General features: G+C 37.8%; 19 protein-coding genes, 1 riboswitch and 1 other annotated feature. Of the genes, 13 read left to right on the forward strand and 6 right to left on the reverse strand.

What is annotated here, in order from left to right; genetic code table 11:
• The first annotated feature begins 19 nt into the window (after positions 1 to 19).
• From IGL49_RS02610 to IGL49_RS02635, 6 genes are all read left to right on the forward strand, one after another.
• A complete protein-coding gene (locus IGL49_RS02610) occupies positions 20 to 1,897 on the forward strand; it encodes an acyltransferase family protein (RefSeq protein ID WP_104855318.1) in 1,878 nt (625 codons plus the stop codon).
• A 125-nt stretch (positions 1,898 to 2,022) separates the two neighbouring features.
• Entirely contained in the window at positions 2,023 to 2,718 is a 696-nt protein-coding gene (locus IGL49_RS02615) for an ABC transporter ATP-binding protein (protein WP_104855317.1), read from the forward strand.
• Positions 2,711 to 3,403, forward strand: coding sequence for a hypothetical protein (locus IGL49_RS02620; protein ID WP_104855316.1), 693 nt, complete (start codon positions 2,711 to 2,713; stop codon positions 3,401 to 3,403). The genes IGL49_RS02615 and IGL49_RS02620 overlap by 8 nt, the downstream gene beginning before the upstream one ends.
• Before the next feature lie 75 nt (positions 3,404 to 3,478).
• Positions 3,479 to 3,574, forward strand: a riboswitch (SMK box riboswitch).
• Positions 3,572 to 4,756, forward strand: coding sequence for a methionine adenosyltransferase (metK, locus tag IGL49_RS02625; protein WP_010712036.1), 1,185 nt, complete (start codon positions 3,572 to 3,574; stop codon positions 4,754 to 4,756). (Overlaps the previous riboswitch by 3 nt.)
• Before the next feature lie 170 nt (positions 4,757 to 4,926).
• Positions 4,927 to 6,393 (forward strand): MDR family MFS transporter, encoded by a 1,467-nt coding sequence (locus IGL49_RS02630; RefSeq protein ID WP_104855280.1) that lies wholly within the window; start codon positions 4,927 to 4,929, stop codon positions 6,391 to 6,393.
• A gap of 38 nt (positions 6,394 to 6,431) precedes the next feature.
• Positions 6,432 to 7,223: an alpha/beta hydrolase gene (locus IGL49_RS02635; RefSeq protein WP_104855279.1), complete on the forward strand. Its 792-nt coding sequence runs from the start codon at positions 6,432 to 6,434 to the stop codon at positions 7,221 to 7,223.
• Positions 7,224 to 7,304: 81 nt separating this feature from the next.
• On the opposite strand, the gene IGL49_RS02640 is transcribed toward IGL49_RS02635, so the two are convergent.
• The gene (locus tag IGL49_RS02640; RefSeq protein ID WP_104855278.1) at positions 7,305 to 7,967 is read right to left on the reverse strand and encodes a TetR/AcrR family transcriptional regulator; all 663 of its coding nucleotides are present in this window, start codon (positions 7,965 to 7,967) and stop codon (positions 7,305 to 7,307) included.
• Positions 7,968 to 8,220: 253 nt separating this feature from the next.
• Here IGL49_RS02640 and erfC point away from each other — a divergent pair, with 253 nt between their 5' ends.
• The 5 genes from erfC to IGL49_RS02665 all read left to right on the forward strand — a co-directional run bounded on the left by erfC (position 8,221) and on the right by IGL49_RS02665 (position 14,611).
• Positions 8,221 to 9,936, forward strand: coding sequence for a multidrug ABC transporter ATP-binding protein/permease ErfC (gene erfC / locus IGL49_RS02645; protein ID WP_002355662.1), 1,716 nt, complete (start codon positions 8,221 to 8,223; stop codon positions 9,934 to 9,936).
• Entirely contained in the window at positions 9,936 to 11,705 is a 1,770-nt protein-coding gene (gene erfD, locus IGL49_RS02650; protein ID WP_010712040.1) for a multidrug ABC transporter ATP-binding protein/permease ErfD, read from the forward strand. Before erfC ends, erfD begins: the two co-directional genes overlap by 1 nt.
• 409 nt (positions 11,706 to 12,114) lie before the next feature.
• Positions 12,115 to 12,720, forward strand: coding sequence for a TetR/AcrR family transcriptional regulator (locus tag IGL49_RS02655; RefSeq protein ID WP_002355664.1), 606 nt, complete (start codon positions 12,115 to 12,117; stop codon positions 12,718 to 12,720).
• Positions 12,721 to 12,858: 138 nt separating this feature from the next.
• Positions 12,859 to 13,938, forward strand: coding sequence for an ABC transporter permease (locus IGL49_RS02660; RefSeq protein ID WP_104855276.1), 1,080 nt, complete (start codon positions 12,859 to 12,861; stop codon positions 13,936 to 13,938).
• 4 nt (positions 13,939 to 13,942) lie between these two features.
• Positions 13,943 to 14,611 carry an ABC transporter ATP-binding protein gene (locus tag IGL49_RS02665; protein WP_002363221.1) on the forward strand — a complete coding sequence of 223 codons (669 nt, stop codon included), beginning with the start codon at positions 13,943 to 13,945 and terminating at the stop codon, positions 14,609 to 14,611.
• Positions 14,612 to 14,668: 57 nt separating this feature from the next.
• Here the strand turns inward: IGL49_RS02665 and IGL49_RS02670 are convergent, their stop codons facing one another.
• From IGL49_RS02670 to IGL49_RS02690, 5 genes are all read right to left on the reverse strand, one after another.
• The gene (locus tag IGL49_RS02670) at positions 14,669 to 15,232 is read right to left on the reverse strand and encodes a class I SAM-dependent methyltransferase (RefSeq protein WP_104855275.1); all 564 of its coding nucleotides are present in this window, start codon (positions 15,230 to 15,232) and stop codon (positions 14,669 to 14,671) included.
• Positions 15,232 to 16,200 (reverse strand): TIGR01212 family radical SAM protein, encoded by a 969-nt coding sequence (locus IGL49_RS02675; RefSeq protein ID WP_104858268.1) that lies wholly within the window; start codon positions 16,198 to 16,200, stop codon positions 15,232 to 15,234. Before IGL49_RS02675 ends, IGL49_RS02670 begins: the two co-directional genes overlap by 1 nt.
• 15 nt (positions 16,201 to 16,215) lie before the next feature.
• The gene (locus IGL49_RS02680; protein WP_104855273.1) at positions 16,216 to 16,866 is read right to left on the reverse strand and encodes a phosphatase PAP2 family protein; all 651 of its coding nucleotides are present in this window, start codon (positions 16,864 to 16,866) and stop codon (positions 16,216 to 16,218) included.
• Positions 16,867 to 17,035: 169 nt separating this feature from the next.
• Positions 17,036 to 18,061, reverse strand: a complete 1,026-nt coding sequence (locus IGL49_RS02685) for a DUF4097 family beta strand repeat-containing protein (protein ID WP_104855272.1) — start codon at positions 18,059 to 18,061, stop codon at positions 17,036 to 17,038.
• Positions 18,061 to 18,720: a DUF1700 domain-containing protein gene (locus IGL49_RS02690; protein WP_104855271.1), complete on the reverse strand. Its 660-nt coding sequence runs from the start codon at positions 18,718 to 18,720 to the stop codon at positions 18,061 to 18,063. Before IGL49_RS02690 ends, IGL49_RS02685 begins: the two co-directional genes overlap by 1 nt.
• Positions 18,721 to 19,037: 317 nt before the next feature.
• Here IGL49_RS02690 and IGL49_RS02695 point away from each other — a divergent pair, with 317 nt between their 5' ends.
• Together IGL49_RS02695 and leuS are read left to right on the forward strand one after the other, a co-directional pair.
• Positions 19,038 to 21,455 (forward strand): LysM peptidoglycan-binding domain-containing protein, encoded by a 2,418-nt coding sequence (locus tag IGL49_RS02695; protein WP_104855270.1) that lies wholly within the window; start codon positions 19,038 to 19,040, stop codon positions 21,453 to 21,455.
• Positions 21,456 to 21,505: 50 nt separating this feature from the next.
• Positions 21,506 to 21,738: a binding site (T-box leader), on the forward strand.
• Between the two features lie 122 nt (positions 21,739 to 21,860).
• Entirely contained in the window at positions 21,861 to 24,275 is a 2,415-nt protein-coding gene (gene leuS, locus IGL49_RS02700) for a leucine--tRNA ligase (RefSeq protein WP_104855269.1), read from the forward strand.
• Positions 24,276 to 24,281 lie beyond the last annotated feature (6 nt).

The following is a 24,281-nucleotide window of genomic DNA, read 5'->3' on the forward strand; positions in this document are numbered from 1 at the left end:
GAAAAGTTGGAAAGCACAAATGAATCAGACAGCAAATAGCAAGAAAAAACGCTATATTACAGGTTTTGATGGCATTCGGACGATCGCTGTAATTGGCGTGATTTTGTATCACCTTTTTCCCCAAGTCATGCGAGGTGGCTACTTAGGTGTTCCGATTTTCTTTGTTGTTTCAGGTTATCTTATTAACGACTTGTTGCGGCAAGAATGGGCAGAAAATCAGACCATTGATTTAAAAGGATTTTATGTGCGAAGGATGAAACGGCTGTATCCAGCATTAATTGTGATGCTTTTAAGTGCAGTTAGTTATATTACACTCTTTCAGCAGGATTTATTAAACAATATTCGCAGCGTTGTCGCTAGTAGTGTTTTTTATTACAATAACTGGTGGCAAATTTTTAAAGGGTTTTCTTATTTTGATGGATTTGCGACACAATCGCCATTTGTACATATTTGGTCATTGGCAGTTGAAGCGCAAAATTATTTAATTTGGCCATTACTTTTTATTCTTCTGGAACGATTCGTTCGTAAGCGCGGTCGAATTTTCAGTTTAGTTTTAATCGGCGCCTTGATTTCGGTGACGCTGATGGCCGTTTTATATGTTCCTGGCGCAGATCCTACACGTGTCTATTATGGAACAGACACACGTGTCTTTTCTATTTTACTCGGTAGTGCATTGGCGTATGTTTGGCCAAGCACACGCTTGAAAGAAGAAATTCCAGAAGCCTCCAAAAAAGTCTTAAATGGCGCTGGTTTAAGTGCCTTAGTTCTTTTAGTGTTAGCCTTTTTAACATTATCTGATCATACAAATTTTGTTTATTATGGCGGCATGTTTTTAATTAGTTTGGCAGCCACTGTCTTAGTGGCCGTCACGGCACATCCAGGGGCAGATATGAATCGTTGGTTAACGAATCCTGTCTTTACGTGGATAGGTAAACGGAGTTATGGCATTTACTTGTATCAATTTCCAATCATGATTTTTTATGAGGCCAAAATTAAGACCTTATCGGACCATGTTTTTTTACATTCATTGGTTGAAATAGCATTAATTTTAGTAGTGAGCGAATTGTCTTATCGTTTTATCGAACATCCACTGACACGATTGTCTTATAAGGATGTCTGGACTCAATTCACTGAGTTCTTACGGAAACCGTGGGATCTTCGTGAAAAAGGGACAATGGCCTTTATGACAGTGATTAGCGTGATTGCAGTATTCGGGTTAATTGTTGCCCCAGCAAACGCTAAAAGTGCGCAACAAGAGCAACTAGAAAAAAATATTGCGAAAAATCAGCAAAAAATTGAAGAACGTAAAAAAGAAGTCCAAGAAAGTGGCACTAAAAATAGTAGTACGTCCACAGAAAGTAGTACAAAACCGAGTGAAAGCCAAGACGTTCTACCCACACAACTCACACCAGAACAAGTAAAAAAAGCGAAGGAATTAGAAATCACGACTATTGGTGATTCTGTTATTCTAGATGGCGCTAGCGGGTTACAAGATATTTTCCCTAAAATGATTATCGATGGGGAAGTGGGCCGTCAATTGTATAGTAGCATTTCGCTAATTGGTGAACTAGATAAAAAGAAAATGCTCAAAGATACTGTTTTAGTGAGTTTAGGTACGAATGGTCCTTTTACAGAGGCACAATTTGATGAATTTATGAAAGCGTTAGGTAATCGAAAAGTTTATTGGATTAATGTTCGCGTTCCGACTAGAAGATGGCAAAATCAAGTGAATAGTTTACTTAGTCAAATGGACAAAAAATACGATAACTTAACGGTTATTGACTGGTTTAATTATAGTAACGCCCATGATGATTGGTTTTATGATGACCGAGTTCATCCAAATGTGGCAGGCGGCGAGCAATATACACACTTTATCGCAGAGAAAATTTTACAGTAGCAAAAAACTTCCAGCTCAGATGAAAGGGGCTGGAAGTTTTTTGTTATAGATAAAGAAATCGTTTACAAAATATAGTGTTTACGTTACGATAAATAAATAATCATCGTTTTTATAGGAGGTAGGTAATGAGAGAAATTCGGAGTGAGAACAGTGGAATTTATGCTGAAGATATTAGTTTTTTCTACAAAAAAAATTATTTTGTTTTGGAAGATATTAATTGGAAAATCGAAAACGGACAATGTTGGGGGATTCTTGGTCACAACGGTGCGGGAAAAACGACACTAAGTTATTTAGTTTTAGGTTTGCTGAAGCCGAGCAAAGGTGTAGTACATAATTATATAAAAAAAGTAGAATATCTTCCGGAAATGGGTGGTTTCTATGAACGACTGACAGTCAGAGAAAATATACTTTTTAAATTGGAGCTGTCGGGGGAAAAACAAAAGTCAAAAAAATTGAAACAAGTGTTAAAAGAATTTGGATTAATAGACTATCAGTTTAAACGTGTAGATAAATTGTCACAGGGATTAAAAAAAAGAGTTGCTTTAGCAATGCTTTTTTTAAGAGAGAGTGAAGCTTATTATTTTGACGAACCTACGAATGCTTTAAATCCAGAAATGAAAAAGAAGTTACGACAATTAATTATTCATTTAAAAGAAGCAGGAAAAATCATTTTAATTAATAGTCATGATTTAGCTTTCGTTGAAGAAATATGTACTAATTTTTTAATATTAAATAATGGAAAAGTCTGCTTCAATGAGCCAAATATAGGAGTCAATTTAGAAGAAATCTATTTGGAAAAAGTAGGTGGACACCATGAATAAAGAATTTTTTTATGAAATCCAAGTAGTGATTAAACGTGAGTTTCTGGAATTAAAAAGTCATCTTTGGAAATATTTCGGTTTAATGCTTTATTTGATTTTTTTTACAGTTTTCATTAGTAAAAGCGGCGGTTCAGAAGGAATTGTTTTGCCAAATGAAGCTAACTTATTTTCCAGCTTTACTTTGGCCGGTAGTTTTGCTGCTATGTTTATCATGAGTACAATGCTTCAAGAAAAAAAGCAAATGACCTTACCTCTATTACTTCTGTCTTCTGTCAGTATAACTAGGGTAGTTGTTGGGAAAATAGTGGTTGCTGTAATGATTAGTGTACCTTTTCAAGTGTTTCAACTACTTATTAGTTTTGTTATTTTAAATAACCAACAGAGTCCATATCTTTATCTATTGGCACCACAGAACGTAGTTACTTTACCTTTTATTACTTACCTGTTAGGAAGTTTAGTTCTATTGCTTTCGGTAATTATCAAAGATAAAAAGGTGGCAGAGTATCTTTCTGTTTTTTGTTCGCTGACTTTAGGTGGCATTCTCGCAAGTGCCTATATTTTATTTAATGTACAGTTTTCTTTAGTAAAGGTTTTACTTTATTTTCTGTTTTTAATAAGTTGTAGTATTTTGCTAACTATGGCAACAAGTAAGATAGTTAAAAATTCGCTATTCTTTATTGAATAGTGTGATAGAAATTTATAATAGGTTAATGATTTTCTTGAAAACCTAAGCTTTTTTTTTAGATATCTGGTATACTGTTTTTGTTACAAGTTCCCGAAAGGATTTAGCAAGTAATTGTCGTTACTTACTAAAGATGCCTTGTAACCGAAACTATTTAGGGGGAATAACATTATGACAGAAAGACATTTATTTACATCAGAATCCGTTTCAGAAGGACATCCAGATAAGGTAGCTGACCAAGTCAGTGATGCAATTTTAGATGCGATTTTGGAGAAAGATCCGATGGCCCGCGTGGCATGTGAAACATCCGTAACAACTGGTTTAGTCCTAGTATTTGGAGAAATTTCTACAACAGCTTATGTAGATATCCAAAAAATTGTTCGTCAAACTGTGAAAGATATTGGTTATACACGAGCAAAATATGGATTTGATGGAGAGACTGTCGCAGTTCTTGTAGCAATCGATGAGCAATCACCTGATATCGCTCAAGGGGTTGACGCAGCCTTAGAAGTGCGTGATCAAGATGAAAAAGACGATATTGGCGCTGGTGACCAAGGCTTAATGTTTGGTTTTGCCGTTGACGAAACACCAGAATTAATGCCCTTACCGATCGCGTTAAGTCATCGTTTGGTTCGCCGTTTAGCAGAATTGCGGAAGGAAAAAGTCTTACCTTATTTACGTCCTGATGCAAAATCTCAAGTAACAGTGGAATATGATGAGCAAGGTCAACCACAACGTGTGGATACGATTGTCATCAGTACACAACATGATGATGAAACAACCTTAGAACAAATCGAAAAAGACATTAAAGAACAAGTAATCAATGAGGTGATTCCTCATGAACTTTTAGATGATGAAACAAAATACTTTATCAACCCAACTGGTCGCTTTGTAATCGGTGGCCCTCAAGGAGATGCCGGCTTAACTGGTCGTAAAATTATCGTTGATACTTATGGCGGTTATGCTCGTCATGGCGGCGGCGCTTTTTCTGGAAAAGATGCAACCAAAGTTGACCGCTCTGCTAGTTATGCTGCGCGTTATATCGCGAAAAACATTGTTGCTGCTGGTTTGGCGAAAAAAGTAGAAGTCCAATTAGCTTATGCAATTGGTGTGGCGCAACCAGTGTCTATTTCTATTAATACGTTTGGTACGAGTGATCTTCCAGAAAGTAAATTAATCGAAGCAGTTCGTAAAAACTTTGATTTACGTCCAGCAGGTATTATTGAAATGCTAGATTTACGTCGCCCAATTTATAAACAAACTGCGGCTTATGGTCATTTTGGTCGAACAGATATTGATTTACCTTGGGAACAAACAGATAAAGTTGAAGCGTTAAAAGCTAGTTTAGCTGAATAATTAAATAAAAAACAAGAAGTCAGCCAATACTTGGCTGACTTCTTGTTTTTTAGTTTGCAATAATTTTTTTACGAAAAAGCATTTTTTTAAGACATTTTGTTCTTTTTTGTATAGAATAGCTATGGAGCGATTTAGAAAATTGACAATTGAATAGAAAAGGATGTGAACAAATGGCAAAAGAAACAAATGTTAAGTTAGTCACGGTGAGTGTTTTTGTGGCAACATTTATGACAGCTATTGAAGGGACCATTGTGTCCACTGCGATGCCAACGATTGTCGGCTCGTTACATGGCATGGAAATTATGAACTGGGTATTTTCAATTTATTTATTAACGAATGCGATGTTAACACCGATTTATGGGAAACTGGCAGATAAAATTGGTCGTAAACCTGTCTTCATGATTGGCATTATCATTTTTATTTTGGGCTCCTCGTTGTGTGGCTTTGCCCAAGATATGCTGACATTAATTATTGCCCGCGCAATTCAAGGTGTGGGTGCAGGTGCAATTTTACCAGTTGCATTAACGATTATTGCCGACATGTATTCATTGGACAAGCGAGCGAAAATTTTAGGCTTAAACAGCGCCGCCTGGGGGATTGCCAGTATTTTTGGTCCGTTAGCAGGTGGTTTTATTGTAGACACAGTCGGTTGGCATTGGATTTTCTTCATTAATGTTCCTATTGGACTTGTGTTATTGGGCTTGATTAGTATTTTCTTAGTTGAACCAAAGCGGGAACGGACCAAGATGCCAATGGATATTTTGGGCAGCGTTACTTTGATGGCCGTTCTGCTAACGTTATTGTTAGGTTTTCAAATGATTAGCGATAATGGTTTTACACTAGTAACATTTGGTTGTTTGAGTTTGAGTGTGCTCTTTTTTGTAGCGTTTGTGATGATAGAAAAACGCGCGCAAGACCCAGTGATTGATTTGCATTTATTTAATCAACCGACGTTTGTTTTAGTGAATCTTATTGCGGCGCTTATTAGTGGTTTCTTAATGGGGATTGATGTCTACATTCCGATGTGGATGCAAGGTGTTTTAGGAAAAAGTGCAGGAATTGGTGGCTTAGTTTTAGCGCCTATGTCATTACTTTGGATGGCTGGATCATTCATAGCAAGTAGCTTTATGGAAAAATATGCTATGAAAAAAGTCTTAACGATTGGGTTATCGATTCTATTAGTCGGGGCCATCTTTTTAGTGGTAATGCCAATGGCCGTTCCGTTTTGGCTTTTCTTTGTAGTGTCTTCTGTCTTAGGAGTTGGTTTTGGGATTACTATCACAACGACTACTGTGACAGCACAAAGTACGGTGGAGCCTGAAAAAATGGGGGTTGCAACATCGTTTAATACGTTGGTGCGTACAATTGGTCAGACTGTGATGGTGTCAATTTTTGGTGTGATTTTAAATGCAGGAATGTTTGCGAAATTGGAAGCGAGCCCGTTAAACGTCGATGCAGATGTCATGAATCAATTAGTGAATCCACATACTGCGAATTTAATTCCAGCTGCGTTGTTAAAACCATTACGCGGTATCCTCTATGCAGGTCTGCATAATGTTTACTTAGTCGGTGCGGGCTTAGTTGTTGTCGCTCTTTTATTAAATATTTTCGCAAAAGCGCAACGAGCGAAGGTTTAGTGGTACACTAATAGAAAGAGTATTGGAGGGAAAAGTAGATGGCCTTTTTACAAGCAAATATTTATTCAAATGTATTGGAAATGGAAGTGAATGTGAACGTCATTTTACCACAAGAAACGGTAAAAAAAGTGGGCACAAGTACCCAAGCAGCATTAACAGATATTCCCGTGTTGTATTTATTACATGGGATGGGAGGAAATCACAGCGTCTGGGCTCGCAGAACCTCTATTGAGCGGTATGTCGCTGATTTGGGGATTGCTGTCATTATGCCGTCCACGGATTTAGCTTGGTATACGGACACGCAATACGATATGAACTATTGGACGTTTATCTCAGAAGAATTACCGAAAATTTGTCATCAACTCTTTCCACAGTTAAGTACAAAACGAGAAAAAACCTTTGCCGCTGGTTTGTCAATGGGTGGTTATGGCGCCTTGAAATTAGGCTTAGCGAAACCAGAATCTTTTGCAGCTGTTGCTTCTTTGTCTGGGGCAGTCAGTTTATCATCCACTAGTTTTGGGGAATTATTAAAAGTCCGTAAGCGAAGCTATTGGGAAGGTATTTTTGGCCCGTTAGATCAAATTGAAGGTTCCATTCACGATCCGCTGTATTTATTACAACAATTAGTAGAAAGTCAAACAGAAATGCCCCAATTTTACCTTTGTTGTGGGGAACAAGATATGTTACTTTCTGCTAATCAACAGATGGCTCAAGCGTTGAAACAGGCACAGGCAAGCTATACATTTGAAACGGGACCAGGAGAACATGACTGGGTATTCTGGGATGAATGGATTCAAAAAGCCTTGGCTTGGCTACCGATACCAAAATAGAGAAAGTAGTTCTCGCTATTTATTTTAAAAGTTAGCCCTTGATCCGTCAGTCATTTCGACTGACGGATCAAGGGCTTTTTTCTATTTAGATGAAGAGGTGTTATCTGCTTGTAACCCATCTAAGTAGGTTTTAACGGCTTGAATAAAGGCGGATTTTTGATGGATGGAGCGCCGAAATTGGATGCTTTCTTCCATGTACGTTAGCTCATTGTCGGAGACATATTGTTTCATTTGTTGCACTTGTTCTTTTAAATAGTCATCTCCGTGCAACACTTGCGAAACGAGCTGTTTTTCCTCCGTTGCGTCCATAATCATTCCAAACAAAAGGTGTTGTAAAGAAGTTACTGCTAAATGAGTCATTTCGGGTGAAAAACCTGCTTCTCTTAAAATGCCCATCATTTGATTCAAATGGCGTAATCGTTGGGGATAGGCAGGGACAGTTTGGATTTCGATGGCTACAGCACAGGGAAATTGTTGATAAAGATCATAATAGTTTTCCATGAAGGCCAGTAAATCAGGGTACCATTCACCACGTAAAGTTGGTTCTTGAAAATGCTCTTCAATCGCTTCAGCCATACTTTGAAGTAAGGCTTGCTTATTTTTAAAATACCAATAAATTGCGGGCGCCTGTACACCAAGCTGTTTGGCGACTTTACGCATAGAAAGTTGCTCTAAAGTAGGACTTTCTTCTAATAAAGTAAATGCAGCTGCAATAATCGTGTCTTTTGATAATTTTGCTTCCATGATTTTAGCTCCTATTAAACGTTATCTTCGTAAGTTTATCAAAAAGAAGGTACACTTTATGATAGGAAAAACTTGTGAAAAATTAACTTGTTCGCTTGTATTTTACCACTAAAAATGGTAAATTATGAATCGGCCTTATTTTACAGTGTTAAATTGGTGAAGTCAATGAGCAAATTGATTTTTTTGTAATGGGGAAGAACTCGCAGATCGACACTGAAGAAGCAGGAAATTATTTTAAGAAAGTAGGGATAAGATGGACCTTATTATTCAACACGCCAAAAAATATAAAGGCTCGGTAGTTATTGCCTTGTTGGCGGTGATCGTAATGGTTGTCTCAGCACTTTGGCAACCAAAATTGTTACAACAAGTGTTGGAAGCGATTATGAATGACGATAGCGACAAAATGAAAAACTTAGGGATTCAATTAATTGCCATTGCAGGATTAGGACTTGTTGCAGGGGTTATTAATACAATTTTTTCTGCCAAAGTTGCCCAAGGTGTCAGTGCTGACATTCGTGAAGCAACTTTCCGCAAAATCCAAACCTTTTCATTTGGCAATATCGAAAAATTTTCAGCAGGTAACTTAGTTGTTCGCTTAACAAATGACGTTACTCAAATTCAAAATGTCATTATGATTGCGTTGCAGACACTTTTTAGAATTCCTTTTTTATTTATCGGGAGTTTTATTTTAGCGATGCTAACCTTGCCGCAACTATGGTGGGTGATTGTTGCACTTGTCATCGCAGTTATTTTGATTTCTATGCTGTCCTTTTCGCAAATGGGCAAACATTTTATGATTATTCAAAACTTGATTGATAAGATTAATGGTATCGCAAAAGAAAATTTGTTAGGCATTCGTGTCGTCAAATCATTTGTTCAAGAAAAAAATCAATTGTCACGTTTTACAAAAGTGAGTGAAGAATTAACCACCCATAACTTAATCGTAGGTAGCTTATTTGCTGTCATGATTCCAGCATTTATGTTGGTGGCGAACTTAGCCGTTGTAGGCTCGATTTTCTTTGTGAGTAACTTAGTCAAGGACGATCCAACTTTAATCGGTGGTGTCGCTTCCTTTATGAACTATTTAATGCAAATCATGATGGCGATTATTATCGGCGGAATGATGATGATGATGACTTCTCGTGCCGCTGTTTCCATTAAGCGGATTAAAGAAGTGATGGAAACAGAACCAGATGTTACCTACAAAAAAGTCCCAGAACAAGAGTTAATTGGTAGTGTTGAGTTTGATCACGTATCTTTCCGTTATCCTGGGGATGAAGAAGATACCTTGAAAGACATCTCTTTCTCTATTCAGCCAGGTGAAATGATTGGGATTGTCGGTGCAACTGGCGCTGGTAAATCTACATTGGCACAATTAATTCCACGTTTGTTTGATCCGACAGAAGGAAAGATTGAAGTTGGTGGTGTCGATTTACGAGAAGTGAACGAACACAGTTTACGAAAAACAGTTTCCTTTGTGTTGCAAAAAGCAATCCTGTTCTCTGGCACGATTGCGCAAAATCTACGCCATGGTAAACGTGACGCTTCTGAAGCGGACATGGAACGGGCTTCAGGCATCGCCCAAGCCAAGGAATTTATTGAAAAATTAGCAGAAGGTTATGATGCGCCCGTCGAAGAACGAAGTAATAACTTTTCTGGTGGACAAAAACAACGGTTATCAATTACAAGAGGTGTGATTGGTGAGCCTAAAATTTTGATTTTAGATGATAGTACCAGCGCGTTGGATGCACGTTCTGAGCGATTAGTCCGAGAAGCGTTGGATAAAGAGTTAAAAGAGACTACCACGATCGTTATTGCCCAAAAAATTTCTTCTGTTGTCCATGCAGATCGTATTTTAGTGTTGGATAATGGACGTTTAGTCGGGGAAGGCACGCATGAAGAATTAGCAGCTACGAACCCAGTGTATCAAGAAATTTACGAAACTCAAAAAGGAAAGGAGGAAGCTTAATGACTGATTTAATGAAAGCTAGTAAATTTTTCTATCATTATTTAAAACGTTACAAAGTTTCTTTCCTCTTTATTTTCTTAGCAATTTTCGCAGCGACTTATTTACAAGTCAAAGCGCCGCAATTTGTTGGGGAAGCTATTCAGGAATTAGCGAAATATGCGGTTAATGTGATGCAAGGAAAAGACGATAAAAGCGCCTTTGTTTCCGTGATTTGGAAACTACTCATTTTTTATGTCTTAACTAGTGCCGCTAGTTTCATTTACAGTATTCTCTTTACACAAGTCGTGGGGAAATCGACGAACCGCATGCGGATTGGTTTGTTTAACAAATTAGAAAAATTGACGATTCGTTTCTTTGATTCTCATCAAGATGGTGAAATTTTAAGTCGTTTTACCAGTGACTTGGACAACATCCAAAACAGTTTAAACCAAGCGTTGCTACAAGTATTAACCAATATTGCCTTATTGGTTGGGGTCTTAATCATGATGTTCCGGCAAAATGTGGAACTGGCATGGGCTACAATTGCTTCTACGCCGATTGCAATTTTAATTGCGGTCTTTGTGATTAGCAAGGCACGCAAATATGTCGATTTGCAGCAAGATGAAGTGGGTAAATTAAATGGCTATATGGATGAAAAAATTAGTGGGCAACGTGTGATTATTACCAATGGCTTACAAGAAGAAACCATTGACGGCTTTTTAGAGCAAAATGAAAAAGTTCGTGCAGCTACGTATAAAGGTCAAGTGTATTCAGGATTACTTTTCCCAATGATGCAAGGAATGTCATTAGTCAATACGGCGATTGTTATTTTCTTTGGTGGTTGGTTAGCAATCAATGGCTCTGTTGATCGTGCCGCTGCGTTAGGTTTAGTCGTTATGTTTGTTCAATATTCTCAACAATATTATCAACCATTGATGCAAATTTCTTCAGGTTATAGCATGATTCAATTAGCTGTTACAGGCGCTCGTCGTTTAAATGAGATGTTTGATGAACCAGATGAAATTCGTCCCGAAAATGGCGAAAAATTAGAAGAGATTAACAAAGCTGTGGCTTTAAATCATGTTGTTTTTGGCTATAATCCCGAAACGCCTGTGTTAAAAGATGTTTCTATTCATGTGGATAAAGGTGAAATGGTCGCTTTAGTCGGACCGACAGGCTCAGGAAAAACAACGATTATGAATTTAATGAATCGCTTTTATGATGTGAATGAAGGCGCCGTGACGTTTGATGGTGTGGACATTCGTGAAATGGATTTAGATAGCTTGCGTTCACATGTAGGCATTGTTTTGCAAGAGTCTGTTTTATTTTCAGGAACAATTCGTGAGAATATTGCGTTTGGTAAGCCAGAGGCAACGGATGAAGAAATTGTTCAAGCAGCGAAACAAGCGAATATCCATGAATTTATTGTAAATCTTGAGCAAGGCTACGATACTGAGATTACGGAAGAGAATAATCTTTTCAGTACGGGGCAAAAGCAATTAGTAAGTATTGCACGAACTATTATTACCAATCCAGAATTATTAATTTTGGATGAAGCGACAAGTAATGTTGATACAGTAACAGAAGCCAAAATCCAAAAAGCGATGGATGAAGCAATTAAAGGGCGCACCAGTTTTGTGATTGCCCATCGTTTGAAAACGATTCTAAATGCGGATCGGATTATTGTTTTACGAGACGGTGAAGTCATTGAAGAAGGCAACCACCATGAACTAGTTGAACAAGATGGATTTTATGCGGAACTTTATAAAAATCAATTTGTTTTTGAGTAAGTTGAAAAAGAAGCAAAATGAGTCATTCTCATTTGCTTCTTTTTTTGCTATGCTAAATAGAAAAAGGAGAAATATCAATGGAAAAAATGAGGAATGTACGGCAATTACGGCGCACGTTTTTGGTGCTAAATACTTTATTTGTACTGAGTGTATTCAGAGAGAATCGATGGACAAAATCGGCGCTGCTTTTTTGGTGGTTGGCTAATAGTTTTTTATATGGACTGCAGTGGTTGATTTATTTTGGGGGCGAAAAAGGCTGGCTGACACATCTGCAGCGGTGGTATTATTGCGCGGCTCTTCTCCAAATAGTAGGCACATTGATTGTATATTTTTCGTTTTTTGTATAAAGGTCTCTCGTTTCTTGTCGGAGAATATGCTAAAATAAAAAGCAGCAGGGGGCGAGAAAACCATGGAAAAGCCAAATAAACGCAAAGCTGATTTAGAACGTACACGGCAAATTATTTTGTCTGTCGCTTCTGAATTATTCATGACAAAGGGGTTCAAAAATACCTCCACTCGTGAAATTGCTTTAAAAGCGAACATTACCCAACCAAATCTCTATCACCATTTTAAAAATAAAAAAGAACTGTATTTAGCTGTGATTGAAGAATTAACGTCCCGTGTTCAGGAAGAATTAGTCCCGATTGTTTCTGGAAATGCATCCGTAGAAGAAAAACTTTATCAATTAATCAAAGTTTTATTAGACGAACATCCGACCAATCTTTTCTTAATGTTGAATGACATGTTTCAAGAAATGGGCCCTGATTACAATCGTACGCTGTATCAAATTTTCAAAAAAACTTATATCAATAATATTGCGGCTATTTTTGAAAGTGAACCTGAAACTAATTGCTTACAAGAGGGCATCAGTGTAGATGATGCAACTCGGTTTATTTTATATAACGTTAGTGCATTATTAAGTATTGAAAAAACGTACCAGCGAAAAACAGTGGATGACGATGTCAAAAAATTTATTCAATTTATGCTACATGGCGTTTTGAAAAGTCACAAATAAAAAATAGAGAAGCCCTGTTGAAAAACAGACTTCTCTATTTTTTTGTAAAATTCACTTATCAATCGATAAATAATTATTGATTTATCGATTGATAAGTGATATAGTTTATTTCGAAAAGAAGAAAGAGGTGAACCATTCATGTTTTTAGGATTTAATGAAATGAAGTATTCAAAAGGACGGTACGTCCTTGTAGTCTTAGTAATGGTCTTGATTGCTTGGTTAATTTTTATTTTGTCAGGTTTAGCGAACGGTTTAGCTCAAGGAAATCGTTTAGCCGTAGATCAATGGCAAGCGAATCAAGTGGTTTTATCAAAAGAGGCCAATAGTAATTTAAATGTATCAGTGTTAGATGAAAACGTGAAAGAGACGATTTCAGGAGGCAAAATTGCACCGATTGGTCAGCAGTCTCTAGCCATCCGCCCAGCAGATGATAAAAAGGCTGAATTAACGAATGTTAGCTTATTTGGGATTGAAAAAGACAGTTTTTTAATGCCAAAAGTGATTGAAGGAAACGCATTTACTGATAAAAATCAAGTGATTGCTTCAGAAACATTGAAAAATCAAGGATTTAAAATTGGCGACAAATTAACGGCTGGGAAATATGATGAGCAATTAGAAATTGTCGGCTTTATTTCTAAAAGTAGCTATAACATTGTGCCAGTTATTTACACTTCTCTGGATACTTGGCGGTCAATTAAATATGGTGACAATCCAGCAATGGCCAAAATGGTTAATGGTTTTATTGTTCGCAGCAAGGACAATGCGAAAGTCAAAACGACTAATAAGGATAGCCAAGTTCTTTCAATTTCAGATTTTATTGAAAAACTGCCAGGATACAGCGCTCAAAACTTAACCTTGGATGGCATGATTTATTTCTTGATTGTGATTGCAGCGTTCATTATCGGTATTTTTATCTTTGTGATGACTTTACAGAAAACAGCAATGTTCGGTGTCTTAAAAGTTCAAGGGGTACCGACAAGTTTCTTAGCAAAGGCAGTTATGCTACAAACCGCTTTATTGGCTGTTTTAGGAGTGGCAATTGGTCTTGCTTTAACGGGAATTACCGTGCTCTTTTTACCAGAAGCAATGCCTTATGCAACTAATGGACCACGCATGATTTTGTTTAGTGTACTATTGATTTTATCTGCATTAATTGGCGGAGCATTTTCAATTCGAACGATTGCTAAAATTGATCCGTTAATCGCGATTGGAGGTTAGAGACATGGCAAATGTTTTAGAAATGAAAAATATTTATAAAAAATATGGTGAAAAACATACAGAAGTGATTGCATTAAAAGAATTATCTTTTGCGGTTCAACCAGGTGAATTTGTCGCAGTAATTGGTCCTTCTGGTTCTGGTAAAAGTACCTTTTTAACGATTGCAGCTGGTTTACAGGCACCGACAAGTGGCGAAGTCATTGTTGGCGGGCAATCACTAAATAAGCTAACGAAAAAGCAACGTTTGGCGCAACGCTTTCAAAAAATCGGCTTTATTTTACAAAGCTCTAATTTGGTTCCATTTTTAACAGTGGAAGATCAATTTCACTTAATTGAAAAAGTTGATAAGTCACGTAAAAATAGTGAATTAAAAGAGCAATTGTTAGAGACTTTGGGGTTAAAAGAATTACGAAATAGTTATCCTCGTGATCTCTCTGGCGGGGAAAGGCAACGGGTGGCCATTGCGTGTGCATTGTATCATGAACCAGACGTAATTTTGGCAGATGAACCAACGGCTAGTTTAGATACAGAAAAGGCATTTGATGTTGTCCAATTGCTAGCGAAAGAGGCCAAAGAGAAAGATAAAGGGATTATCATGGTGACACATGATGAGCGCTTGTTAAAATACTGTGATCGAGTGGTTCGTATTCGTGATGGTGAATTGACAGAGTAACAAAACAAATAAAAGAGAACATGGTCGGATTGCTAGAGACAATCCGATCATGTTCTCTTATTTCTTTTCAATACAGAAAAGAACAGGTGGCTGATTTTTTTGATTGATAAACTCATAACGTAAGACACTGTAAACATCTTGTGGTAAGGCTTGCGTGTAATTAGTGACCAAATCAAGTTCCTCTGAACCACCTTCGTGGCCATAATAAACGACTAAAATAATGCGACTTCCTTTTACCAAATGAGGCAGTAACCCGTCTAACGCCTGTTTAGTCGTAGTGGGTTTTGTAATAATTTCCTTATTACTTTTAGGTAAATAGCCTAAGTTAAAAATAGCGGCAGTGATTTCTGTTTCTTCATCTAGGACAGCATGAAGATGTTCATGTCCTAATGGAAATAACGTAGTTTGTGGAAGTAAATGAAGTTCTGTTAACTTTTGTTCTGTATTGATCAACGCTTCTTTTTGGATATCAAAGGCGAAAACTTCACCAGAAGGGCCAACCAGCTCTGCTAAGAATGCTGTATCATGACCATTTCCCATTGTTGCATCAATGACGAAGTCGCCAGGTTCCACCACTTCTTTTAAAAGTTGGTGACTAAAATGTAGGGCTGTTTGTAGCATTAATTGAAAACTTCCTTTCTTGAAATGACAGTATATTTTCCTTGATAACTGTTGCGGCGTTTCATTTCCGCATCAATCGCATTGAGGACTTCCCATTTTTTCAAGCTCCACATCGGTCCGATAATTGTTTCAAAGGGGGCGTCGCCTGTCAAGCGATGAATAACAATTTCGGGTGGAATCATTTCTAACTGATCACAAATCACTGAAACATAGGCTTCTTTGCTCATCAATTGTAAGCGGCCTTCATTATAATCCCGCATCATTTTGGTATTTGTCATTAAATGAAGTAAGTGCAGTTTAATCCCTTGAATATCTGAATCTTGAATAGTTCGGCGCACATTTTCGCGCATCATGGCAGGTGTTTCACCAGGTAACCCGTTAATTAAATGTGTACAAACCCGAATCCCGTGTTTCCGTAATTTAGCCACACCATCTAGGTATGTTTGATAATCATGAGCGCGATTAATGGCAGCGCTAGTTTCCTCAAACGTGGTTTGCAAGCCCAACTCCACCCATAAATAAAAGCGTTCGTTTAATTCGGCTAAATAGTTCACCACCTCATCAGGCAAACAATCAGGACGGGTACCAATGGACAAACCAACGACGCCTTTTTCATTGACTACTTGTTCAAACCGATGACGAATAACGTCAACTGGCGCATGTGTATTGGTGAAATTTTGGAAGTAAACAATGTATTGATCGACTGTTGGCCATTTTTGATGCATCAATTGGATTTCTTTTTGAAATTGCAGCGGTAGCGGATCGCTAGGTGCAACAATCATGTCACCTGATCCAGAAACACTACAGAAAGTACAACCGCCTTTGGCAACCGTCCCATCACGATTGGGGCAATCAAAGCCACCATCAATTGGCACTTTAAAAATCTTTTCACCAAACTGTTGACGAAGTGCATAGTTCCAAGTGTGGTAGCGTTTATTTGGATCATCTGAATAAGAAAAAATTTGCATAATCAAGACTTCTTTCTAGCGTTGTTTGCTTTGAAATCGCCAAACAAAGCGTTTTTCTAAATAAATAGGGTAACTTAATAGCAACCAAGCTAAACCGAGACAAAAACCACCTAAGATATCGCTAGGGAAATGGACACCTAAATAGATTCGACTAACCCCAATCATGAAAATCCCAATACCTAGTAAAATTTGCACACAAAGGCGGACCGTTCTATTTTTAATGAAAATTGGCAGAATCAATAAAATTGTGCCGTAGAACAAGGTACTTCCTACAGCATGTCCGCTAGGAAAACTATACGTATGTTCAGTTACTAAATGCTCCAAAGTAGGACGTTGGCGCATAAAGAATAATTTTAATAAAGAATTACCTACGCCAGCAATTAAGGCAGTATTAATAAAGAGCCATAATGCTTCAGCATAATATTTCCAAACAATAAACAGAGCAATGACAACGATTGCTAAGATGATAATCGTCAATGAATTGGCAAACTTGGTGTACCAAATAAAAAAGTTATTTAACTGTGGAAAAGGACGACGAACAAAAGAAGTAATCGTTTGATCAAAGCCTTTGAGCCAAGTTGGATAAAAACGAACAACATAGCCTAAAAACATAAATACTAAAAGAAAACAACTACCTGCAAATTGATAATAAAGTTTGTTTTTCATAAAAAATCCTTTCAAAATTTAATCGCAACAATCCGTATTATACCATCAAAAGGGTAAAAAATTAAAAGATAATTTTATTGCCTGATTGGAGGGAATACAGATATTAAAAAGTTCTGGTAGCACAATCTCTCATTGTGCTGCCAGAACAGATGTTTTAGATGGCGCATGTTTATTGATTATCGTCGTCAGGAGTATCAACGGTAATATCGCCAAACTCGCTAGAAAGGTTAAATTCTGTATCCGAACGACCATTTTTATAAGATGTTCGCTCTTTGTTTAAAAGTTGAACATCGCCTAATTTTGATTCACCTTTGATTGAAATGTTACGCAAAATTTCCCCAGAATTTACATAAATATCTCCATGGACAAGAGCGACAGTTAATTTTTTAGGCACAGCAGGCATTTCTAAAGAAAAATCACCATTTTCACTTGAAAAGTTAGCTTCTCCTTTGAAATTATAGACGCTGATATCGCCATCTGTCGTTGTTGCTTGAATGTTTCCGCGAGCATTTTGCACTCGAATATCACCAGAAGTAGTCGTATTTTTGATTTCATCGAAGTAGGCTGAATCCAACGTTATATCACCGCTAGTGGATTTAACTGTTGCTGTTTTAGCGGAAGTATCCGCAGAAAGGTAGATACCATCTGAGGAGTTAAGCGTCATTTTTTTGGCTTTAACGCCCGATAGATTGACATAAGAATTTGGTAGATTAGTTGTTAATTCGTCTACGTTAAAAGCATTCAATGAAACTTGTGAATGGGTTGAGCCATCAATCACTAATTTTTTCACGTTATTAGGAATCTGGACACTCACGTTCGGTGTGAAGTCACTAAAAATACCAATATTAAAAAATGACAACTCAGGTTGGTTTTGTGTACGAGTGGTATTGATGGTTGCTGTTATTTTATTTTTTTCTTCTTTGACATCTAAGGTGCCTTCAGCTTTTGAATAAAAGGCATTATTCGGTGATTGTAACGCCATTTTGTTACTATCAGTTTTATAAATGGTATAAGGACCTGTGCCTTTTAAGGATAAGTGAAGTTCTTCGCCTGCTTGTTTATTTTTTAGTGTATAACTTTCTTTTAGCGGCGTGACTGATTTTTCCGCTTGTTTGTAAAAATAGACGGCGCCGGATCCACCAATTAGCATCGCTAAGACAGCAATGGATAAGAGAATACCTGTTGTTTTTTTCATTAGATATCACCTCGTAAAACAGCAATGTTCCATTGGAAATAACGCTTAAAGACATGTGCTGAAAATTTTAAAATTGGTAGAAACAGTAACCAACCAATGATTGATGCACCAAATAAAAAGAGACTCATAGATAATTGGAAAAAGGAAGCGGCATTCGCTTGGGTAATAACGCTATAAATACCAAAAATTGGTGAAAATAAAGTTGTAGCTCCAGCAATGCCACAACCGATGTACATTAAGGCAATCCCTAAAATAACCCAAAACATGAAGAAAAAATTTAAACAGAAAATACCAAGCACTTGGAAAAAGCGGGTTAGCGGCCGATGCTGTGGCCGTTGATAGTAAGGAGAATCATTATCATAGTAAAATTCAGATTCTTCTTCATAGGGATGATCATAAGCAGGTGTAGCCGCTGGAATTTCTTGCCAGCCATTATTTTCAATTTTTCGTTCCGTCAATTCAATTCCTTGTTCTTTTAAAATTTCTTCTGCGATAATCCGTGGTTTCCCCAATGATTTTGCTACTTGTTCTTCTGTTTCGCCTTCCGCAACACGAGCATCAAATAACGCCTTGTATTTCGCAAGAATAATAGCTTGATCTTTTGGATTTAACGCTTTTAAATAAATTTTCAGCTCAATAATAAAATGTTCTTTATTCATTCCGCTCCCTCTTTCTACACGATTCATTTCTCATCTTAAACTATAATTTCTTTTTGGGCGAATAACAAGAGAAATTAAAAAAATCAGACTAAGGTAAAGAAGCGCCTACAACTAAAGTCGCAGTTTTTTTTTTGAGTAGTAACAAGAGAGTAAATCCATGTTAAAAAACATTACTTCTTTACAATCTGGTTACATTAATATGAAATTTTGTTGAAGTGTTTTTAATTCGCCAGAAAAAAAGGTATACTTGTTATAATAACAAAACTAAAAAATTACATTTACATATAAGTTAAAAAAGGAAAGTTGGGGACGTATCAATGAAGAAAGAATCAATGTCACGTATCGAAAGAAGGAAAGCACAACAAAGAAAGAAAACGCCAGTACAATGGAAGAAGAGTACTACTTTATTCAGCTCGGCGTTAATTGTTTCATCTGTAGGAACGCCCGTTGCGTTATTACCAGTGACTGCTGAGGCAACAGAAGAGCAGCCAACAAATGCGGAAGTTGCCCAAGCACCTACTACGGAAACTGGCTTAGTAGAGACACCAACAACAGAAACTACGCCAGGAACTACGGAACAACCGACAACGGATTCGTCAACAACGACTGAATCGACAACTGAATCATCAAAAGAAACACCAACAACACCAAGCACCGAACAACCAACAGTTGATTCAACTACACCTGTGGAATCAGGAACGACTGACTCTTCAGTAGCAGAAATCGCGCCAGTAGCTCCTTCAACAACCGAGTCTGAAGCAGCGCCTGCGGTTACACCCGATAATGAAGTAAAAGTACCAGAAGCTAGAGTAGCTTCTGCGCAAACTTTTTCAGCGTTATCACCGACGCAAAGTCCTTCAGAATTTATTGCCGAGTTAGCTCGTTGTGCACAGCCTATTGCGCAAGCCAATGATTTATATGCATCAGTGATGATGGCTCAAGCAATCGTTGAAAGTGGTTGGGGGGCAAGTACGTTATCTAAGGCACCAAACTATAACTTATTTGGGATTAAAGGCAGCTACAATGGACAATCTGTCTATATGGATACATGGGAATATTTAAACGGCAAATGGTTAGTGAAAAAGGAACCCTTCCGTAAATATCCTTCTTATATGGAATCATTCCAAGATAATGCGCACGTGCTAAAAACAACTTCTTTCCAAGCGGGCGTTTACTATTATGCTGGGGCTTGGAAAAGCAATACAAGCTCGTACCGCGATGCAACTGCCTGGTTAACAGGTCGTTATGCGACAGATCCTAGCTACAACGCTAAATTAAATAATGTCATTACCGCATATAACTTAACTCAATATGATACACCATCTTCTGGTGGGAATACTGGGGGCGGAACAGTGAATCCAGGAGCAGGCGGTTCTAACAATCAATCAGGAACGAACACGTACTATACTGTAAAATCAGGGGATACCTTGAATAAAATTGCCGCGCAATATGGTGTGAGTGTTGCTAATTTACGCTCATGGAACGGCATCTCTGGCGATTTAATTTTCGTTGGTCAAAAACTCATCGTGAAAAAAGGTACTTCAGGTAATACTGGTGGCTCAGGCAACGGTGGTTCTAACAATAATCAATCAGGAACGAACACGTACTATACTGTAAAATCAGGGGATACCTTGAATAAAATTGCCGCGCAATATGGTGTGAGTGTTGCTAATTTACGCTCATGGAATGGCATCTCTGGCGATTTAATTTTCGTTGGTCAAAAACTCATCGTGAAAAAAGGTACTTCAGGTAATACTGGTGGCTCAGGCAACGGTGGTTCTAACAATAATCAATCAGGAACGAACACGTACTATACTGTAAAATCAGGGGATACCTTGAATAAAATTGCCGCGCAATATGGTGTGAGTGTTGCTAATTTACGCTCATGGAATGGCATTTCTGGCGATTTAATTTTCGTTGGTCAAAAGCTCATCGTGAAAAAAGGTACTTCAGGTAACACTGGTGGCTCAAACAACGGTGGCTCTAACAATAATCAATCAGGAACGAATACGTACTACACAATTAAATCAGGCGATACCTTGAACAAAATTGCCGCCCAATATGGCGTGAGTGTTGCTAATTTACGCTCATGGAATGGCATTTCTGGCGACTTAATCTTCGCTGGTCAAAAAATTATTGTGAAAAAAGGTACTTCAGGTAACACTGGTGGCTCAAACAACGGTGGCTCTAACAATAATCAATCAGGAACGAATACGTACTACACGATTAAATCAGGGGATACCTTGAACAAAATTTCTGCACAATTCGGTGTTAGTGTGGCTAACTTACAAGCCTGGAATAACATCAGCGGTAGTTTGATTTTTGCTGGTCAAAAGATTATCGTGAAAAAAGGCGCTAACTCAGGTTCAACGAATACGAACAAGCCTACGAATAATGGTGGCGGTGCGACAACATCCTACACGATTAAATCAGGCGATACGTTGAATAAAATTTCTGCACAGTTTGGCGTGAGCGTTGCTAATCTACGTTCATGGAACGGGATCAAAGGCGATTTAATTTTTGCTGGTCAAACAATTATCGTGAAAAAAGGCGCTTCTGCAGGTGGCAATGCTTCTTCAACAAATAGTGCATCAGGCAAACGCCATACAGTTAAAAGCGGTGATTCACTTTGGGGCTTATCCATGCAATACGGTATCAGCATCCAAAAAATCAAACAACTAAATGGCTTAAGCGGGGATACAATTTATATTGGTCAAACTTTAAAAGTTGGTTAATTTAAGATTGAAAAAAATAGCTATCTTTGGTAACATGAGTCTTATAATAGAAAAAAACAATGAGAAGGAATAGTAGAAAGAACCATGTAATAGAGAGCGTATGGTTGGTGGAAATACGTACAGAAGCTTTTGAACTCGCCTTTAAGTTACTTTTTTGAACAAACCAAGTAGGAAAAGTCGGTGACGACCGTTAAGACGTTTGAGGTTAAGGTGACGGTGACTGACCGTTTCTTTGACGAATTTAGGTGGTACCACGGTGCATTTGTATGTTCACGTCCTATAGGAATTTTTCCTATAGGACTTTTTTTTTTCACACTAATTGGCTATTCTAAGCCAGAACAGTGACAATGGCTACAGGTGGCAAATTTTAAGAATGAAAAATTTTATATTACTAGGAGGAATAACATGAGCTACAATCACAAAGAGATTGAGAAAAAATGGCAAAAATATTGGGCTAAGAACAATTGTTTCAATACATTGGACGACCCAAATAAAGAAAAATTTTATGCACTAGATATGTTTCCCTATCCATCTGGACAAGGCTTACACGTAGGTCACCCGGAAGGCTATACAGCAACTGATATTCTTTCACGTATGAAACGTGCGCAAGGCTATAATGTGTTGCATCCAATGGGCTGGGATGCGTTTGGTTTGCCAGCAGAACAATATGCGTTAGACACAGGGAATGACCCAGCTGAATTTACTAAGAAAAATATCGAAACATTTCGTCGCCAAATTAATTCACTAGGATTCAGCTATGATTGGAATCGCGAAATTAATACCACTGATCCTGAATATTACAAATGGACACAATGGATATTTACAAAATTATATGAAAAAGGGTTAGCTTATGAAGCAGAAGTCGCGGTTAACTGGGTACCTGAATTAGGCACTGTTATTTCAAATGAAGAAGTCATTGATGGAAAAAGTGAACGTGGCGGTTATGACGTGGTTCGCCGACCAATGCGTCAATGGATGCTGAAAATTACCGCTTATGCAGATCGCTTATTAGAAGATTTAGAGCTTGTTGATTGGCCAGAAAGTATTAAAGATATGCAACGAAATTGGATTGGGCGTTCTGAAGGGGCCAATGTGACCTTTAAAGTCGCTGGCACGGAAGAAAGTTTCACGGTGTTTACAACTCGTCCTGATACCTTGTTCGGTGCAACCTATACTGTTCTAGCTCCCGAACTAGAACTAGTGAAAAAAATTACGACACCTGAACAAACAGCAGCTGTAGAAGCGTATATCGAAGAAACCTCAAAGAAATCTGATTTAAATAGAACGGATTTAGCAAAAGAAAAAACAGGTGTTTTCACAGGTGCGTATGCTATCAATCCAGTCAATGGCCAAGAAATTCCAATTTGGATTGGTGATTATGTTTTAGCAACCTATGGTACAGGCGCAATCATGGCGGTACCAGCGCATGATGAACGGGATTATGAATTTGCGAAAACATTTGGCATTGATATCCTACCAGTAATCGCAGGTGGCGACATTACAACAGAAGCCTATACAGGTGATGGACCGCATATCAATTCTGATTTCTTAAATGGATTAAACAAGGCAGAAGCCATTGCTAAAATGAATGAGTGGCTAGAAGAAAATCACGTAGGGAAAAAAGAAGTGTCTTATCGTTTACGTGACTGGTTATTCTCTCGTCAACGCTACTGGGGTGAACCAATTCCTGTGATCCATTGGGAAGATGGGACAACCACAACGGTTCCTGAATCTGAGTTACCGTTATGTTTGCCAGTAACGTCGGATATTCGTCCAAGCGGAACTGGGGAATCACCATTAGCAAACATTGATGAATGGGTCAATGTCATCGACCCAGAAACCGGCATGAAAGGAAAACGTGAAACGAATACTATGCCACAATGGGCTGGAAGCTCTTGGTATTACTTACGATTCATTGATCCTCATAATAAAAACGAAATTGCTGATTTTGAAAAATTAAAACGTTGGTTACCAGTCGATATCTATATTGGTGGTGCCGAACATGCGGTATTGCATTTACTTTATGCTCGTTTCTGGCATAAATTCTTATATGACATTGGTGTAGTTCCTACCAAAGAACCTTTCCAAAAATTATACAACCAAGGCATGATTTTAGGAGAAAACAACGAAAAAATGTCTAAATCACGTGGCAATGTTGTAAATCCGGATGATGTGGTGGCTAAATATGGTGCGGATACGTTACGTCTTTATGAAATGTTCATGGGCCCATTAGATGCTTCCATTGCTTGGAATGAAAATGGATTAGAAGGAAGTCGTAAATTCTTAGATCGCGTTTGGCGTCTGATTGTTGATGAAGAAGGCAAAATGCGTGATCGAATTACCACAATTAATGATGGCCGTTTAACGAAAGTTTATCATCAAACGGTTAAAAAAGTGACAGAAGATATGGCGAACTTGCACTTTAATACAGCGATTTCTCAATTAATGGTTTTTGTGAATGAAGCCAATAAAGTGGATGCCTTACCTTATGAATATGTGGAAGGATTTGTCCAATTACTTGCGCCAATCGCGCCACATATTGGTGAAGAGCTATGGCAAATTTTAGGTAACGATGAAAGCTTAACTTATGTCCCTTGGCCAACCTATGATGAAGCGGCCTTAGTAGAAGATGAAGTGGAAGTAGTTTTCCAAGTGAACGGAAAATTACGTGGCAAACAAAATGTCGCTCGTGGGTTAAGCAAAGAAGAATTAGAACAAATTGCAATGAACCATGAAGCTGTTAAAGAATTTATTGAAGGAAAAACAGTGCGCAAAGTGATTGCTGTTCCAGATAAATTAGTAAATATTGTTGCAAATTAAGCTTAC

The sequence above is a fragment of the Enterococcus sp. DIV1337a genome, from assembly GCF_051712285.1.
Classification (GTDB): Bacteria; Bacillota; Bacilli; order Lactobacillales; family Enterococcaceae; genus Enterococcus; species Enterococcus faecalis.